The 15632-nt window shown below is 71.5% G+C and carries 13 protein-coding genes; all 13 read left to right on the top strand.

What is annotated here, in order from left to right:
* Window positions 1-29: 29 nt before the first annotated feature.
* The 13 genes from ABZY44_RS20040 to ABZY44_RS19980 all read left to right on the top strand — a co-directional run bounded on the left by ABZY44_RS20040 (window position 30) and on the right by ABZY44_RS19980 (window position 15566).
* Window positions 30-1544 (top strand): folylpolyglutamate synthase/dihydrofolate synthase family protein, encoded by a 1515-nt coding sequence (locus ABZY44_RS20040; RefSeq protein WP_356655582.1) that lies wholly within the window; start codon window positions 30-32, stop codon window positions 1542-1544.
* Between the two features lie 3 nt (window positions 1545-1547).
* Window positions 1548-1904 (top strand): DUF4233 domain-containing protein, encoded by a 357-nt coding sequence (locus ABZY44_RS20035; protein ID WP_356655580.1) that lies wholly within the window; start codon window positions 1548-1550, stop codon window positions 1902-1904.
* A gap of 140 nt (window positions 1905-2044) precedes the next feature.
* A complete protein-coding gene (gene ndk, locus ABZY44_RS20030; protein ID WP_356655578.1) occupies window positions 2045-2455 on the top strand; it encodes a nucleoside-diphosphate kinase in 411 nt (136 codons plus the stop codon).
* 295 nt (window positions 2456-2750) lie between these two features.
* Window positions 2751-3770 carry a rod shape-determining protein gene (locus tag ABZY44_RS20025; protein ID WP_112453164.1) on the top strand — a complete coding sequence of 340 codons (1020 nt, stop codon included), beginning with the start codon at window positions 2751-2753 and terminating at the stop codon, window positions 3768-3770.
* Between the two features lie 162 nt (window positions 3771-3932).
* The gene (gene mreC / locus ABZY44_RS20020) at window positions 3933-4874 is read left to right on the top strand and encodes a rod shape-determining protein MreC (RefSeq protein WP_356655576.1); all 942 of its coding nucleotides are present in this window, start codon (window positions 3933-3935) and stop codon (window positions 4872-4874) included.
* A 12-nt stretch (window positions 4875-4886) separates the two neighbouring features.
* Window positions 4887-5591, top strand: coding sequence for a rod shape-determining protein MreD (gene mreD / locus ABZY44_RS20015; protein WP_356655574.1), 705 nt, complete (start codon window positions 4887-4889; stop codon window positions 5589-5591).
* A 13-nt stretch (window positions 5592-5604) separates the two neighbouring features.
* Window positions 5605-7782, top strand: coding sequence for a penicillin-binding protein 2 (gene mrdA / locus ABZY44_RS20010; protein WP_356655572.1), 2178 nt, complete (start codon window positions 5605-5607; stop codon window positions 7780-7782).
* A 15-nt stretch (window positions 7783-7797) separates the two neighbouring features.
* Entirely contained in the window at window positions 7798-8997 is a 1200-nt protein-coding gene (gene rodA, locus ABZY44_RS20005) for a rod shape-determining protein RodA (RefSeq protein WP_356655570.1), read from the top strand.
* Window positions 8998-9076: 79 nt separating this feature from the next.
* Complete coding sequence (locus ABZY44_RS20000) at window positions 9077-10549, top strand: CYTH and CHAD domain-containing protein (RefSeq protein WP_356655568.1); 1473 nt, start codon at window positions 9077-9079, stop codon at window positions 10547-10549.
* Between the two features lie 71 nt (window positions 10550-10620).
* A complete protein-coding gene (locus ABZY44_RS19995) occupies window positions 10621-12546 on the top strand; it encodes a TIGR03960 family B12-binding radical SAM protein (RefSeq protein ID WP_356655566.1) in 1926 nt (641 codons plus the stop codon).
* A 186-nt stretch (window positions 12547-12732) separates the two neighbouring features.
* Window positions 12733-13842 carry a hypothetical protein gene (locus ABZY44_RS19990; protein ID WP_356655564.1) on the top strand — a complete coding sequence of 370 codons (1110 nt, stop codon included), beginning with the start codon at window positions 12733-12735 and terminating at the stop codon, window positions 13840-13842.
* 126 nt (window positions 13843-13968) lie between these two features.
* A complete protein-coding gene (locus ABZY44_RS19985; RefSeq protein WP_356655562.1) occupies window positions 13969-14748 on the top strand; it encodes a TIGR03936 family radical SAM-associated protein in 780 nt (259 codons plus the stop codon).
* A 233-nt stretch (window positions 14749-14981) separates the two neighbouring features.
* Window positions 14982-15566 (top strand): hypothetical protein, encoded by a 585-nt coding sequence (locus tag ABZY44_RS19980; RefSeq protein ID WP_356655560.1) that lies wholly within the window; start codon window positions 14982-14984, stop codon window positions 15564-15566.
* The last annotated feature ends 66 nt before the right edge of the window (window positions 15567-15632 follow it).

Genomic DNA, 15632 nt, shown 5'->3' with positions numbered 1-15632 from the left:
CGGCGCCCCTCGTCCGTAGACTGGGTCCCGTGAGTGAGCAGCAGCCCGAGAGCCACGATGACAGCTTCGACGAGTTCGACCAGATCGTGGCGGAAGAGTCCGACCGCGACCCCGACCTGGCGGTGATCGCTGCGGGCAGCCGCACCCTGCGCGCGCACGCCGGTCCACCCCAGGGCGACCCGGTGCCCGACGTGCCCGCCGACCCCCAGGTGAGCGAAGCGCTGCGGGAGGTGGAGCAGGAGCTGGCCGGGCGGTGGGGCGAGACGAAACTCGAGCCGTCCGTCACGCGGATCGCCGCGCTGATGGACGTCCTGGGCGAGCCGCAGCGCGCGTACCCCTCCATCCACATCACCGGCACCAACGGCAAGACGAGCACCGCCCGCATGATCGAGGTGCTGATGAACGCCTTCGAGCTGCGCACCGGCCGCTACACGAGCCCGCACGTGCAGTCGGTCACGGAGCGGATCAGCCTGGACGGGGCGCCGATCTCCGCCGAGCGGTTCGTCGAGACCTACCACGACATCAAGCCGTACGTGGAGATGGTCGACGCGGCCGAGGAGTTCCGGCTGTCGTTCTTCGAGGTCCTCACCGGCATGGCGTACGCGGCGTTCGCGGACGCGCCGGTGGACGCGGCCGTGGTCGAGGTCGGCATGGGCGGCACCTGGGACGCGACGAATGTGATCGACGGGGCCGTCGCCGTGGTCACCCCGATCAGCCTGGACCACACGGACCGGCTCGGCTCCACGCCCGGCGAGATCGCGGTGGAGAAGAGCGGCGTCATCAAGCAGGGCGCCACCGTGATCCTGGCGCAGCAGCCGGTGGACGCGGCGCAGGTGCTGCTGAAGAAGGCCGTCGAGGTCGACGCGACGGTGGCCCGCGAGGGCATGGAGTTCGGCGTGGTCACCCGTGAGGTCGCGGTCGGCGGCCAGCAGCTGACGCTGCGCGGGCTGGGCGGCGAGTACGACGGGATCTTCCTGCCGCTGTACGGCGCCCACATGGCGCACAACGCGGCGGTGGCGCTGGCCGCGGTCGAGGCCTTCTTCGGCATCGGCGCGGACCACGCGCGGGTGCTGGACGTGGACACCGTGCGCAAGGCGTTCGCCTCGGTGACCTCGCCCGGCCGCATGGAGGTCGTGCGGCGCAGCCCGACGGTGGTCCTGGACGCGGCGCACAACCCGGCCGGGGCGCTGGCCACGGCGGACGCGGTGACCGAGTCCTTCGGTTTCAGCCGGCTGATCGGGGTCGTGGCGGCGAGCGAGGGCAAGGACGTGCGCGGGCTCTTCGAGGCCTTCGAGCCGATCTTCGCGGAGGTCGTGGTCACGGAGAACACCAGCCACCGGGCGATGACCGCCGACGAGCTGGCGGCCATCGCGGTCGAGGTGTTCGGACCGGACCGGGTGCAGGTGGAGCCGAGGCTGGACGACGCCCTGGAGGCGGCGATCACCCTGGCGGAGGAAGAGGCGGAGTTCGGAGGGGCCGGAGTCCTGGTGACCGGGTCCGTGATCACGGTGGGCGAGGCCCGCCTGCTGCTGAAGAGGGGCTGAGGGATGCGCACGCTGTGTGCTTCGACGCTGATCGGCGAGTTCTTCGTGATCGGTTTCGCGGGTCTGGTCGCCATGAAGGGAGACCTGAGCCAGGCGGTGGTCTGGACGGTCTGCGGGCTCGGGATGCTGCTGTCGGTGCTGCTGTGCGGGATGCTGTCCCGCCCGGGCGCCGTGCAGATCGGCTGGGCCCTGCAGATCGGGCTGGTCCTGAGCGGCTTCGTGGTCCCGATGATGTTCGTCCTGGGCGCGGTGTTCGCGGGCCTGTGGTGGTGCTCGGTCCACTACGGGCGCCGGATCGACGTCATCAAGGCCCGCTGGGCCGCCGCGCAGTCCGAGACGCCCGCCGCCGCGGAGGCGTAGGGTCCGCCGGGCCGTTACCCGATCGGCCCAGGGCGTCGCCGGCAAAGTGGCGCCCGGACCGGGGAAGGCCCCGTACGGAGGGGCTCCGGGCCCCTGTAGCCTCGTCGGACCGCACCCGTATGCCGCAAGGAGTTACCCACATGACCCAGCGCACGCTCGTCCTGCTCAAGCCCGACGCCGTCCGGCGGGGCCTGATCGGCGAGATCGTCGGCCGCATCGAGCGGAAGGCCGGCTGGACCATTCCCGCGCTGGAGCTGCGCACGCTGGACCAGGAGACCCTGGAGGCGCACTACGGCGAGCACAAGGGCAAGGTCTTCTACGAGCCGCTCATGGGCTTCATGGCCAGTGGCCCGGTCGTGGCCCTGGTCGTCGAAGGGGAACGCGTGATCGAGGGTGTCCGCCAGCTGGCCGGACCCACTGACCCGATCGCCGCGGCGCCCGGTTCCATCCGGGGCGACTTCGGTACCGTCACCCGGGAGAACCTGATCCACGCCTCGGACTCCGAGGAGTCCGCCGAGCGCGAGCTGAAGCTTTTCTTCCCGTCGCTCTGATCACTCCTCCCTGACGGAACATCAGCCGAATAGCGCTCATGACCTGGGGCGACCGAAGTAATTTCGGTCGCCCTTTGGTATTACCGGCGACTTCGGGGAACGCATGGACAGGACACGACGTCACCACTATGGGGCGGGTATCCGTTCCGGCGGGATTGCCGGAGTCCCGTCGCGCGGTGTCCGTACTTGCGGCACTACGATGAGGCTTCCACCCACACACCCACCTCGCCGACCTGACAGCAGCTGCTATCAACTGGAAGGCCAGACGCTCCTCATGGGGAACAAGGGGAATTACATGTCGTTCATCGGCCGTGACATGGCGATCGACCTCGGGACCGCCAACACGCTGGTGTACGTGAGGGGCCGGGGAATCGTCCTGAACGAGCCGTCCGTGGTCGCCATCAACACGAACACCGGCGGCATCCTGGCGGTAGGCACCGAGGCGAAGAAGATGATCGGGCGCACGCCCGGCAACATCGTCGCCGTTCGGCCCCTCAAGGACGGCGTGATCGCCGACTTCGAGATCACCGAGCGCATGCTCCGGTACTTCATCCTCAAGATCCACAAGCGCCGCTACCTGGCCCGTCCGCGCGTCGTGGTCTGCGTACCCTCCGGCATCACGGGAGTGGAGCGCCGCGCCGTCATCGAGGCGTCCACGCAGGCCGGCGCCCGCCAGGTGCACATCATCGAGGAGCCCATGGCCGCGGCCATCGGCGCCGGGCTGCCCGTCCACGAGGCCACCGGCAACATGGTCGTGGACATCGGCGGCGGCACCACCGAGGTGGCCGTCATCTCCCTCGGCGGAATCGTCACGGCGCAGTCCATCCGGGTGGCCGGCGACGAGCTGGACAACGCGATCATCCAGCACATCAAGAAGGAGTACTCGCTCCTCCTCGGCGAGCGCACGGCCGAACAGATCAAGATCACCATCGGGTCGGCCTACGACCTCGACAAGGACGAGCACACCGAGATCCGCGGCCGGGACCTGGTCTCCGGCCTGCCGAAGACGGTCGTGATCTCGGCCGCCGAGGTCCGCAAGGCGATCGAGGAGCCGGTCAACGCCATCGTCGACGCCGTCAAGACCACCCTCGACAAGTGCCCGCCCGAACTCTCCGGCGACATCATGGACCGCGGCATCGTCCTCACGGGCGGCGGCGCCCTGCTGCGCGGCCTCGACGAGCGGCTGCGCCGCGAGACGGGCATGCCCATCCACATCGCCGAGGATCCGCTCGACTCCGTCGCGCTCGGATCCGGCAAGTGCGTCGAGGAGTTCGAGGCGCTCCAGCAGGTCCTGGACGCCCAGCCCCGACGCTGACCCGGCCCGCCGCGGGGCGGCGGAACGCAAATGATCCGCCGTACGGGTGCTACCGGGCCCGTGCGGCGGATCGTTGATATACAGGCAAGGTCCGGTTCGAGCCCCGGCTCCACCGGAGCGGCTTCGCCGCACGGAACTACGAGGAAGGCACGGCCGCCGCACGTGAGGGACACACGAGAAAGCCGGCTGCTCCTGGTGCTTCTGATCGCCATCGCGTTCGCATTGATCACGGTGGACATCAGGACGGGCGAGGACTCGCCGGTCGACGGTGCCCGGCAGGCCGCCGCAGCGGTCTTCGGGCCGGTCGAGAAGGGCGTGGCCAGAGGGGTCGACCCGGTCGCCAACGCCATAGGGGCGGTACGGGACTCCGGCGAGCGGCACAACCGCATCGCCACGCTGGAGCGCGAGAACGCGGCGCTGAAGGCCAAGCTGGGCAGTGACGACCAGACCCGCAGCCGGATCCGCGAACTGGACGAGATGCTCAAGCGGGCGGGCGCCGGACAGTACGGCATCAAGGGCGCCGAGGTCATCGCCATAGGAGCGGCCCAGGGCTTCTCCTGGACCGTGACCATCGACGCCGGCAGCAAAGACGGCATCGAACGCGACATGACCGTCCTCAACGGGGACGGACTCGTCGGCCGCGTCGCGACCGTCGGCCCCGACACCGCCACCGTGGTCCTCGCCAACGACCCCGACTTCACGGTCGGCACCCGTCTGGAGAAGACCGGCGAACTCGGTTTCGCCACCGGCCAGGGCGACCGCGCGCTGTCCGTGCAGATGCTCAACGGCAAGGCCAAGATCAACCCCGGCGACCGCCTCGTCACCTTCGGCTCGCGCGGCAACAAGCCCTTCGTCCCCGGTGTCCCGATCGGCGAGGTGGTCAAGGTCGACCCCTCGCGCGGCGACCTGACCCGGACCGTCTGGGTCCGCCCGTTCGTGGGTTTCTCGCGCCTGGACATCGTGGGCGTCGTGGTGATGCCCCCGCGCGAGGACCCGCGCGACGCCGTCCTGCCGCCCAAGCCCGAGGCGCCCAAGCCCATCCCGACGGTCACCGTCACGGTCACGCCGTCGGCCAGCGCGCCCGGCAAGCCGGCCGACGAGTAGGAGCCGATCACCATGCGCTTCAACCGGATCCTGCTCGCTGCCACGCTCGTCGTGGTCGCGCTCGTCATCCAGGTCTCCGTCCTGGGACGGCTCCAACTGCCCGGAGCCGTCCCCGACCTGGTCCTCCTCACCGTCGTCGCCCTCGCACTCGTGTACGGCAGCGTCAGCGGCGCCCTCATCGGCTTCGCCGCCGGCCTCCTCACCGACCTGGCCCCGCCCGCCGACCACGCCGCCGGCCGCTACGCGCTCGTGCTGTGCGTCATCGGCTACGTCGCCGGCGTGGTCCGCCCCGACACGGGGCGCTTCCGCTCCGCCTGGGGCCCGATGCTCACCGTCGTCGGCGCCGCCTTCGCCTCCACCCTGCTCTCCGCGGGCGTCGGCGCACTGGTCGGCGACACCGCCGCCCGCCACGTGGGCCTGACCGGGCTGCTGTTCACCGCGGTCCTCTACGACCTGCTGCTCGCGCCCTTCACCGTTCCGTTCATCATGGCCCTGGCCCGCCGCGCCGAGAACGACCCGATGGCCGTCGACGCCAACGGCGGGCCGCCGGCCGGCAAGGACTTCGCCTCCGGCTGGCTGGCCGGCGGCACCGGGCTGCGGATCGGCAGCCAACGAGGCGGCCTGCGGATGAAGACCGCCCGCAACCGCGCCAACCGGGCCGGCCGGATAAAGGGTGTCAAGGGAATCAAGGGTGTGAAGAGCGTCAAGAAGCTGTGAGGGAGGAGTCCCCGTGACCAATATTCCGGACACCGGCCGCACCTCCCGGGTGCAGATCCGGCTCGTGATCATCCAGGTCCTCGTCTTCTCCCTGCTGCTCACCCTCGGCGGGCGCCTCTGGTACCTCCAGATCCGCAACGGCGACGAGTACTCCGACGAGGCGAAGAACAACCACGTCCAGCAGGTGGTCCAGCCGGCCGTGCGCGGCTCGATCCTCGACGCCCGCGGGGTCCCGCTCGCCGACAACGAGACCCGCCTCGTCGTCTCCGCCAGCCGCACCGAGCTGATGAAGATGAAGGACCGGGGCAAGGCGGTGCTCGCCCAGCTCGCCGGGGTCCTCGACATGAAGCCGCAGGACGTCGCGGACAAGGTCCGGCTCTGCGACAACCAGACCCCGCAGCCCTGTTGGAACGGCTCCCCGTACCAGCCGATCCCGGTCACCAACAAGGCCACCACCCAGCAGGCCCTCCAGATCCGCGAACGCCCCGAGGACTTCCCCGGCATCACCGCCGAACCCACTGCCGTCCGGCGCTACCCCGCCCCCGGCGGCGCCAACACCGGCCAGGTCCTCGGCTACCTCTCCCCGGTCACCGACGCCGAGATCGTCAAGGCGAAGGACACCAACTCGCCCTTCCTGCGCTCCGACCAGGTCGGCCGCTTCGGCATCGAGCGTACGTACGACAAGGAGCTGCGCGGGAAGTCGGGCGTCACCCGCTACGAGGTGGACAACCTCGGCCGGGTCATCGGCCAGGCCAGGAACGACCCGGCCGTGCCCGGCGCCCACCTCGTCACCAGCATCGACGCCCGCGTCCAAGGGGTCGCCGAGTTCGAGCTCAACGCGGCCATGGTGGAGGCGCGCAAGCAGATCGACCGCAACACCGGCGTCCCCTACAAGGCCGACGCGGGCGCCATCGTCGTCCTGGAGTCCAGGACCGGCCGGGTCGTGGCGATGGCCTCGAACCCGAGCTACGACCCGAACGTCTGGGTCGGCGGCATCTCCGGCAAGGACTACGCCAAGCTCACCGCCAAGGAGTCCAACGTCCCGCTGATGAACCGGGCGATCCAGGGGCAGGCCGCCCCGGGCTCCATCTTCAAGGTCATCCCGACCGCGGCCGCGGTCAACGCCGGATACAAGTTCGACGGCGAGTACCCCTGCCCGAGCTCGTACTCCATCGGCGGCCAGGTCTTCAAGAACTTCGAGTCCCAGGGCCACGGATCGATCACCCTCGGCCGGGCCCTCGAGGTCTCCTGCGACACCGTCTTCTACGCCCTCGGCCACCAGCAGTGGATCAAGGACGGCGGACTCCATCCGAAGAAGAGCCCGGCCGAGGTCTTCTACAAGACCGCCCACCAGTTCGGCCTCGGCGCCGAGACCCACGTGGACCTGCCGGGCGAGGAGAAGGGCCGCGTGCCCGACCGCGCGTGGAAGCAGCGGTTCTGGCAGGCCAACAAGGACGTGTGGTGCAAGACCGGCAAGAAGGGCGGCACCTACGTCGAGCTGCTGTCCTACGAGAACTGCCTCGAAGGCAACCTCATGCGCGCCGGTGACGCCGTCAACTACTCCATCGGCCAGGGCGACACCCTCGTCACCCCGATCCAGATGGCGACCATCTACGCGGCCATCTCCAACGGCGGCACCCTGTGGAACCCGACCATCGGCAAGGCCATCGTCTCCGCCGACGGCAAGAGGATCGAAGAGATCAAACCGCAGGCCCACGGCAGGCTGCCGATGACCGAGGTCACCCGGCAGAAGATGGCCGCCGCGCTGGAGGGGGTCGCGACCCGCGGCACCGCCGCCTGGCGCTTCGGCGGCTGGCCGCAGAAGCAGATCCCCATGCACGCCAAGACCGGCACCGCGGAGGTCTACGGCAAGCAGACCACCTCCTGGTTCGCCACGTACACCGAGGACTACACGATCGTGATGACGATCTCCCAGGGCGGCACCGGCTCCGGCGCCTCCGGTCCCGCGGTGCGCAACGTCTACAACGCCATCTACGGACTCACCATGTCCGGCGTCCAGGACCCGAAGAAGGCCCTGCTGCTCAAGCCGGAGGCGAAACTGCCCAAGATCCTGCCCGACGGCTCGATCGAGACCCCGGAGATCACCCCGTACGTGCCGCCGTCCCCCGAGGAACCGGCACCGCCCGCGCTCGCCGGGCCCCCCGCCCCACCCGTCGCGCGCCAGGACTGAGGACCGAGACCCCCCATGCAGACCGCGAACAAGTTCTCCGTATCCCGGTACGCGCCGGAACGCGGGGCGATGGCCAAGCTCACCGCGCGCGACTCCGTCGTGCGCCGGCTCGACTGGCCGATACTCCTCTCCGCACTCGCCCTCTCCCTCCTCGGCTCCCTGCTGGTGTGGTCGGCCACGCGCAACCGCACCTCGCTGAACAACGGGGACCCGTACTACTTCCTCTTCCGCCACGCCATGAACACCGGCATCGGCCTCGTGCTGATGATCGGCACCGTCTGGCTCGGCCACCGGACCCTGCGCGGCGCCGTGCCGGTCCTCTACGGCCTCTCCGTGGTGCTGATCCTCGCCGTGCTCACCCCGCTCGGCGCCACCATCAACGGCGCCCACGCCTGGATCGTGATCGGCGGCGGCTTCTCGCTCCAGCCCTCCGAGTTCGTGAAGATCACGATCATCCTGGGCATGGCGATGCTGCTCGCGGCCCGGGTCGACGCGGGCGACCTCGCCCACCCCGACCACCGCACCGTCGTCAAGGCGCTCTGCCTCGCGGCCGCACCGATGGGCATCACCATGCTGATGCCCGACCTCGGCTCCGTCATGGTCATGGTCGTCATCGTGCTCGGCGTCCTGCTCGCCTCCGGCGCCTCCAACCGCTGGGTGTTCGGCCTCCTCGGCTCGGGCGCGGCCGGCGCCATCCTCATCTGGCAGCTCGGGATCCTCGACGAGTACCAGATCAACCGCTTCGCGGCCTTCGCCAACCCGGAGCTCGACCCCGCGGGCGTCGGCTACAACACCAACCAGGCGCGGATCGCCATCGGCTCCGGCGGACTCACCGGCTCCGGGCTCTTCCACGGCTCGCAGACCACCGGCCAGTTCGTCCCGGAGCAGCAGACCGACTTCGTGTTCACGGTGGCGGGGGAGGAGCTCGGTTTCGTCGGAGCGGGGCTGATCCTCGTCCTCCTGGGCGTCATCCTGTGGCGGGCCTGCGTGATCGCCCGCGAGACGACCGAGCTGTACGGGACGATCGTGTGCGCCGGGATCATCGCCTGGTTCGCCTTCCAGGCCTTCGAGAACATCGGGATGACGCTGGGGATCATGCCGGTGGCGGGACTCCCGCTGCCGTTCGTGTCGTACGGAGGATCGTCGATGTTCGCCGTATGGGTGGCCATCGGACTGCTCCAGTCGATCAGGGTGCAGCGGCCGATGTCGGCCTGACCGGCCGCCCGGGGGACGCTTTCGGCCGCTCTGCCCGTTCGCCTTCACGCGGCCGCCCGTTCGGGACTAAATTCGGTTCATGGCGGACACGAAGCGTGAGATCGAGCGGAAGTTCGAGTTCTCCACGGCCGAGCGGGCCCGGCGCGGGGTACCGGACCTGACCGGCACGGCCGCCGTCGCGGCCGTCACCGACCAGGGCACCGTGGACCTCGACGCCGTCTACTACGACACCCACGACCAGCGGCTCGCCGCCGACGGGCTCACCCTGCGGCGGCGCACCGGCGGCAAGGACGCGGGGTGGCACCTGAAACTTCCGGTGTCCCCCGGCGTCCGCGACGAGATCACGGCCGCCCTCAGCGACACCGTCCCCCGTTCCCTCGCCGTCCTGCTCCGCTCCCGGATCCGCGACAGCGCCCTGGAACCCCAGGTCAGGCTGCTGTCCTCGCGCCGTGTCAGCCACCTCCTGGACGCCGACGGCACCCTCCTCGCGGAGCTGTCCACCGACGCGGTGCGGGCCGAGCGCGCGGACGCCACCGCCGCCTGGACCGAGGTCGAGGTGGAACTCGCCGACGGTGTCGACCCGGCGCTGCTCGACGCCGTCGAGAAGAAGTTCCGCAAGGCCGGCCTGCGGGTCTCCGCCGCCCCCTCCAAACTGGCCCGCGCGCTCGCCGAGACCACCGGCGAGCCGCCGGACCGCAACGGGGCCGCCGCCCCCGACGGCACGGCGGGCGCGTGCGTCCTGGGATACCTGCGCGAACAGCGCGACACCCTGATCGCCCAGGACCCCGCCGTACGCCGGGGCCTGCCCGACTCCGTCCACCAGATGCGGGTCGCCACCCGGCGGCTGCGCAGCGCCTTCAAGACCTACCGACGGCTCCTGGATCCCGCCGTGACCGGTCCGGTCGGCGAGGAGCTGCGCTGGCTCGCCGCCGAGCTCGGGGTCGACCGCGACCAGGAGGTGCTGCTGGAGCGGATCCAGACCCGGCTGGGCGAACTCCCGGTGACCCTGCAGCTGGGTCCGGTCCGCGGCCGCCTCAAGACCTGGAACACCGCCCGCCGCACCGGCTCGCGCCGCACGGTGCTCGCCGCCCTGCTGGCCGACCCGCCGCTGCGCAAGGCCGCCGGCCGGTCCGCGCGGACGGCGCTGCCCGCGGCGGTCATCCACGACTGCGAACGCCTCGCCGGCCGGATCGAAGGGGCGCTGGCCATCGACCCGGGCCAGGCCCGCGACCTGGCCCTGCACGAGGCCCGCAAGGCCGCGAAGCGGGCCCGGTACGCGGCGGACGCGGCCGCCCCGGCCCTCGGCAAGCCGGCCCGGCGGCTGGCCAAGAAGGTGAAGGCGGTCCAGAGCCTGCTCGGCGACCACCAGGACAGCGTCGTCGCGCGGGCGGCCCTGCGCGCTCTCGCGGTCCAGGCGGCGGGGGCGGGGGAGTCCGCCTTCACCTGGGGCGTGCTCTTCGCCCGCGAGGAGGCGCTGTCCGACCGTCGCGAGCGGGAGCTGCCCGAGATGTGGGCGGGCACGGCCGCCCGGGCGGCCGCACTGCGCGGCTGATCTTCGGGCGGGAGGCTGCCGGGCCTCGGGGTACGCTTGAGAGTCGCCCCCTGCCCGCTCCAGAAAGTCGCGTGATGACCGAATCGGTCTTCCCCCAGCTCGAGGCTCTGCTTCCGCACGTCCAGAAGCCGATCCAGTACGTCGGCGGTGAGCTCAACTCGACCGTCAAGCCCTGGGACAGCGCCGACGTGCGCTGGGCACTCATGTACCCGGACGCGTACGAGGTCGGTCTGCCCAACCAGGGCGTCATGATCCTTTACGAGGTGCTCAACGAGCGCGAGGGCGTGCTCGCGGAGCGCACGTACAGCGTGTGGCCGGACCTCGAAGAGCTGATGCGCGAGCACAAGGTGCCGCAGTTCACCGTCGACTCGCACCGCCCGGTCGGGGACTTCGACGTCTTCGGGCTCTCCTTCTCCACGGAGCTCGGCTACACCAACATGCTGACGGCCCTCGACCTCGCGGGCATCCCGCTGGAGGCCAAGAACCGTACGCTCGACCACCCCATCGTGCTCGCGGGCGGCCACGCGGCCTTCAACCCCGAGCCGATCGCGGAGTTCATCGACTGCGCGGTCATCGGCGACGGCGAACAGGCCGTCCTCGACATGACCGAGATCATCCGCGCGTGGAAGGCCGAGGGCAGGCCGGGCGGCCGCGAAGAGGTCCTCCTGCGGCTCGCGAAGACCGGCGGCGTCTACGTGCCGGGCTTCTACGACGTCGAGTACCTGCCCGACGGCCGCATCGGCCGCGTCGTCCCGAACCGCTCGGGCGTGCCGTGGCGGGTGTCCAAGCACACCGTCATGGACCTCGACGAATGGCCCTACCCCAAGCAGCCCCTGGTCCCGCTCGCCGAGACCGTCCACGAGCGCATGTCCGTGGAGATCTTCCGCGGCTGCACCCGCGGCTGCCGTTTCTGCCAGGCCGGCATGATCACGCGTCCCGTACGGGAGCGAAGCATCACCGGCATCGGCGAAATGGTGGAGCGCGGCCTCAAGGCGACGGGCTTCGAAGAGGTCGGCCTGCTGTCGCTGTCCTCCGCGGACCACACCGAGATCGCCGACATCGCCAAGGGCCTGGCCGACCGCTACACCGACGAGAAGGTGGGCCTGTCCCTCCCGTCGACCCGCGTGGACGCCTTCAACGTCGACCTGGCCAACGAGCTGACCCGCAACGGCCGCCGCTCCGGCCTGACCTTCGCCCCCGAGGGCGGCTCCGAGCGCATGCGCAAGGTCATCAACAAGATGGTCTCGGAAGAGGACCTGATCCGGACCGTGGCCACGGCGTACGGCAACGGCTGGCGCCAGGTCAAGCTGTACTTCATGGTCGGCCTGCCGACCGAGACCGACGAGGACGTGCTCCAGATCGGCGACATGGCGGTCAACGTCATCGCCAAGGGCCGCGAGGTCTCCGGCCAGAACGACATCCGCTGCACGGTGTCCATCGGCGGGTTCGTGCCGAAGCCGCACACCCCGTTCCAGTGGGCGCCGCAGCTGTCGGCGGAGGAGACGGACGCCCGTCTGGGCAAGCTCCGCGACAAGCTCCGCGGGGACAAGAAGTACGGCCGTTCCATCGGCTTCCGCTACCACGACGGCAAGCCGGGCGTCGTCGAGGGCCTGCTCTCGCGGGGCGACCGCCGCGTCGGCGACGTCATCCGCGCCGTGTACGAGTCGGGCGGCCGCTTCGACGGCTGGCGCGAGCACTTCAGCTACGACCGCTGGATGCGGGCGGCCGAGGAGACGCTGCCCGCGTACGGCGTGGACGTGGCCTGGTACACGACCCGTGAGCGCACCTACGAGGAAGTCCTGCCCTGGGACCACCTGGACTCCGGTCTCGACAAGGACTGGCTCTGGGAGGACTGGCAGGACGCCCTCGACGAGACCGAGGTCGAGGACTGCCGCTGGACCCCGTGCTTCGACTGCGGCGTGTGCCCGCAGCTCGATCTCGACATCCAGATCGGCCCCACGGGCAAGAAGCTGCTGCCCCTCACGGTCGTGAAGTGATCCCGGGCTGACTACCGCCCCACGATGCCCCCCGCCGAACGGCGGGGGGCATCGTCGTGCGTGCCCCGGACACCGGGGCGTACGTCAAACACCCGGAGCCGCCCGTCCGTTGGCCCCCGGCGCGGGGATCCCCGACCGAGGGGCGCCTGGTGCAACGGCGCGGGGACGTGGTGTGTCCTTACTGTCATGGAACTCGATGAGTCGCGGCCCGCGCAGGGCGATGGCGACGGCTGCCTGGCCGGGATGGTCCGGCTTCCCGTGAAGATCGTGGCGGTGCTGCTCGTGCTGCCCGTACGGGTGGTGTGGGACCTGCTCGTCGCCGCCGCGCGGACGCTGGGCCGGACGGTCCTCGGGCCGCTGTGGCAACGGCTGCTGCTGCCGGCGCTGCGCGGGCTCGGGCTGGTGATCGAGATCCTGATCAAGGCGGTCTTCTACTGGCCCTGGGCCGGTCTCTGGCGGTTCGTCGCCGTTCCGGCCGCGCGGGGGATCGCCCGGCTCGGACGGGGGGTGTACGCGTACGCGCTGCGGCCGGTCGGGCGGGGGATCGCCTGGCTCGGACGGAGGGTCTACGCGTACGCGCTGCGGCCCGTCGGGCACGGGACCGCCTGGCTCGTGCGGGCCCTGTACGCGTACGCGATCCGGCCGGTCGGCGTGGCCCTCAAGCGGGCCGGCTGGGCGCTGGGGATGACGCTCTTCGTCTGGCCGTGGGTCGGCCTCTGGCGGTTCGTCATGGTCCCGGCCGGGCAGTACGTGCTGGTGCCCCTCGGGCGGGGCCTCGCTTGGCTGGTCATCCGCCTGGTCCGGTACCTGCTGGTCCTGCCGGTGCGGGCGCTGTACCGGTACGGCGCCGCGCCGGCCGGCCGGGCGCTCCACGCCTGGCTGCTCATGCCACTGGGACGACTGCTCGTCGGCGCCTGGCAACTCGCCGGAAGGCTGAGCCGGGCGCTGGGACGCGGACTCCTCCTGCTGTGGCGCGGGCTCGTCGCGCGGCCCGCCGCCTGGGCGTACCGGTGGATCGCCACACCCGTCGGGCACGCCGTCCGCGCGGCGTGGGCCTCCGCCCGCCGTGCGGTCCGCACGGTGCGCCGGCAGGTGATCGCTCCCGTCGGCCGCGCCGCCGGCGAGGTCTGGCGTGCCTCCCGCCTCGCGGTGCGCGAAGCACGGGACGATGTGCGCCGCGCGCTGTTCGGCGGCCCGTCCCGGGAACCGGGGAGGTCACAGGCGCGTACTCTGGGTAGTAACACAGCCGCAGGCGACACGCCCGCCCCCGAGATCTCCTTGTCCAAGCAAGGGTGAGCCGGAGGGCACGGCGAGCCGGCAGGCTCCACAGACCTCAGGGCGACGCGCGAGCCGCGGAGCCCCGCACAAGGAGAAGAACCACTGGGCAAGCGCCAGCCCGAAGGCCCGCCTCCCGCACCGGTGGTGCAGCGCATTCGTCTGCGCTACACCAAGCGCGGCCGCCTCCGGTTCACCAGCCACCGGGACTTCCAGCGTGCCTTCGAGCGGGCCCTGCGCCGCTCCGAGGTACCCATGGCGTACTCGGCGGGCTTCACCCCGCACCCCCGCGTCTCGTACGCGAACGCCGCCCCGACCGGGACCGGCAGCGAGGCCGAGTACCTGGAGATCGCCCTCGCGGAGCCCCGCGACCCCGCGGTCCTGCGCAAGCTGCTCGACGACTCGATGCCCGTCGGCCTCGACATCATCGACGCCGTCGAAGCCCGCACCTCGGGCCTCGCCGAGCGGCTGACCGCCTCCGTGTGGGAGCTGCGCCTGGACGGCGTCGAGCCCACGGAAGCCGAGAGCGCCGTCGAGGCCTTCCTCGCCGCCGAGGCGGTCGAGGTCCAGCGCCGTACCAAGAACGGCATGCGGACCTTCGACACGCGGGGGGCCGTCGTCGCCCTTCAAGCGGTTCCGGCAACGGCTGATAGGCCCCTGGACAATGCTTGTGCGATACTGCGGCTGGTTGTTCGGCATCTGACACCTGCCGTGCGACCCGACGACGTCCTGTCCGGTCTCCGAGCTGTGGCCGACCTAACGCCGCCGGTCCCCGCTGCGGTGACCAGGCTGGCGCAGGGGCTCTTCGACGAGGAGTCCGGCACGGTGACCGACCCGCTCGCGCCCGACCGCGAAGCTGTTGCGACCGCCCCATCCACGGCGGCCGCCACCGCCGACGCGAAGGCGCCGGAAGGTCCCGCCGCGTAAGGATCGTCGTCGTCGCGCAGCCCCGGGACTCGGGAGCCACCTGGGTCCGGCCGCGCACAGACCTGAAGACTTCCGCCAGGCCGTACGGACTACCACGTACGGAACCGGCGGCCATTGAACTGAGCTCCCGTGTGGCGAACGCGCCCCGGAGGCCGGCTCCGCGCTCATTACGCGGGGCCGTGCCGGACCGGAAGTCAGCCGCGGCGCCCGGGAGCGTGACGGGAGACCCCCGCATGCTCAACAGCGAAAACGACACCACCGCCAACAACGCCGCCGACAGTGGCAGCCCCAGCGACAACCTGCCTCCGCGCAGGCGCCGGCGCGCCGCTTCCCGGCCGGCCGGTCCCCCCGGCGGCCCCGTAGCCGCCGCAGAGGCAGCCCCCGCACCCGTGGTGGCAGCCGTTCCCGCCGAGGAGGCCGCCCCGGCCGCCGCCCCGGCCCGTACCCGTCGCCGCGCCACCCGCGCCGTGACCGCCCCCGAGGCGCCCGTGGCCGAGGCCGCGCCGGTGGCCGAGGAGGCTCCGGCCGCTCCGGCCGCGCCCGTCGCCGCCGAGGAGACCGCCGCCCCGGCGCCCCGTGCCCGTCGCCGCGCCACCCGCGCCGTGACCGCTCCCGAGGCGCCCGTGGCCGAGGCCGCGCCGGTCGCCCCGGAGGCTCCGGTCGCCGAGGCCGCGCCGGCCGTGGCTGCCGAGGAGGCCGCCGCTCCCGCTCCGCGTGCCCGTCGCCGCGCCACCCGCGGCGTCGCCGCCCCGGAGACTCCCGCCGCCGAGGCCGCGCCCGCCGTCGCCGAGGAGGCCCCCGCCGTCCCTGGTACGTGATGGGCCGCTGGGCCTCCGGCGACGGCGACATCCGGCGCACCTCCATCGACGGCCAGACCGACGGCA

Origin of the sequence: Streptomyces sp. NPDC006544 (assembly GCF_040611715.1) — a bacterium.
Classification (GTDB): Bacteria; Actinomycetota; Actinomycetes; order Streptomycetales; family Streptomycetaceae; genus Streptomyces.
This window is presented reverse-complemented; position numbering and strand designations above follow the sequence as displayed.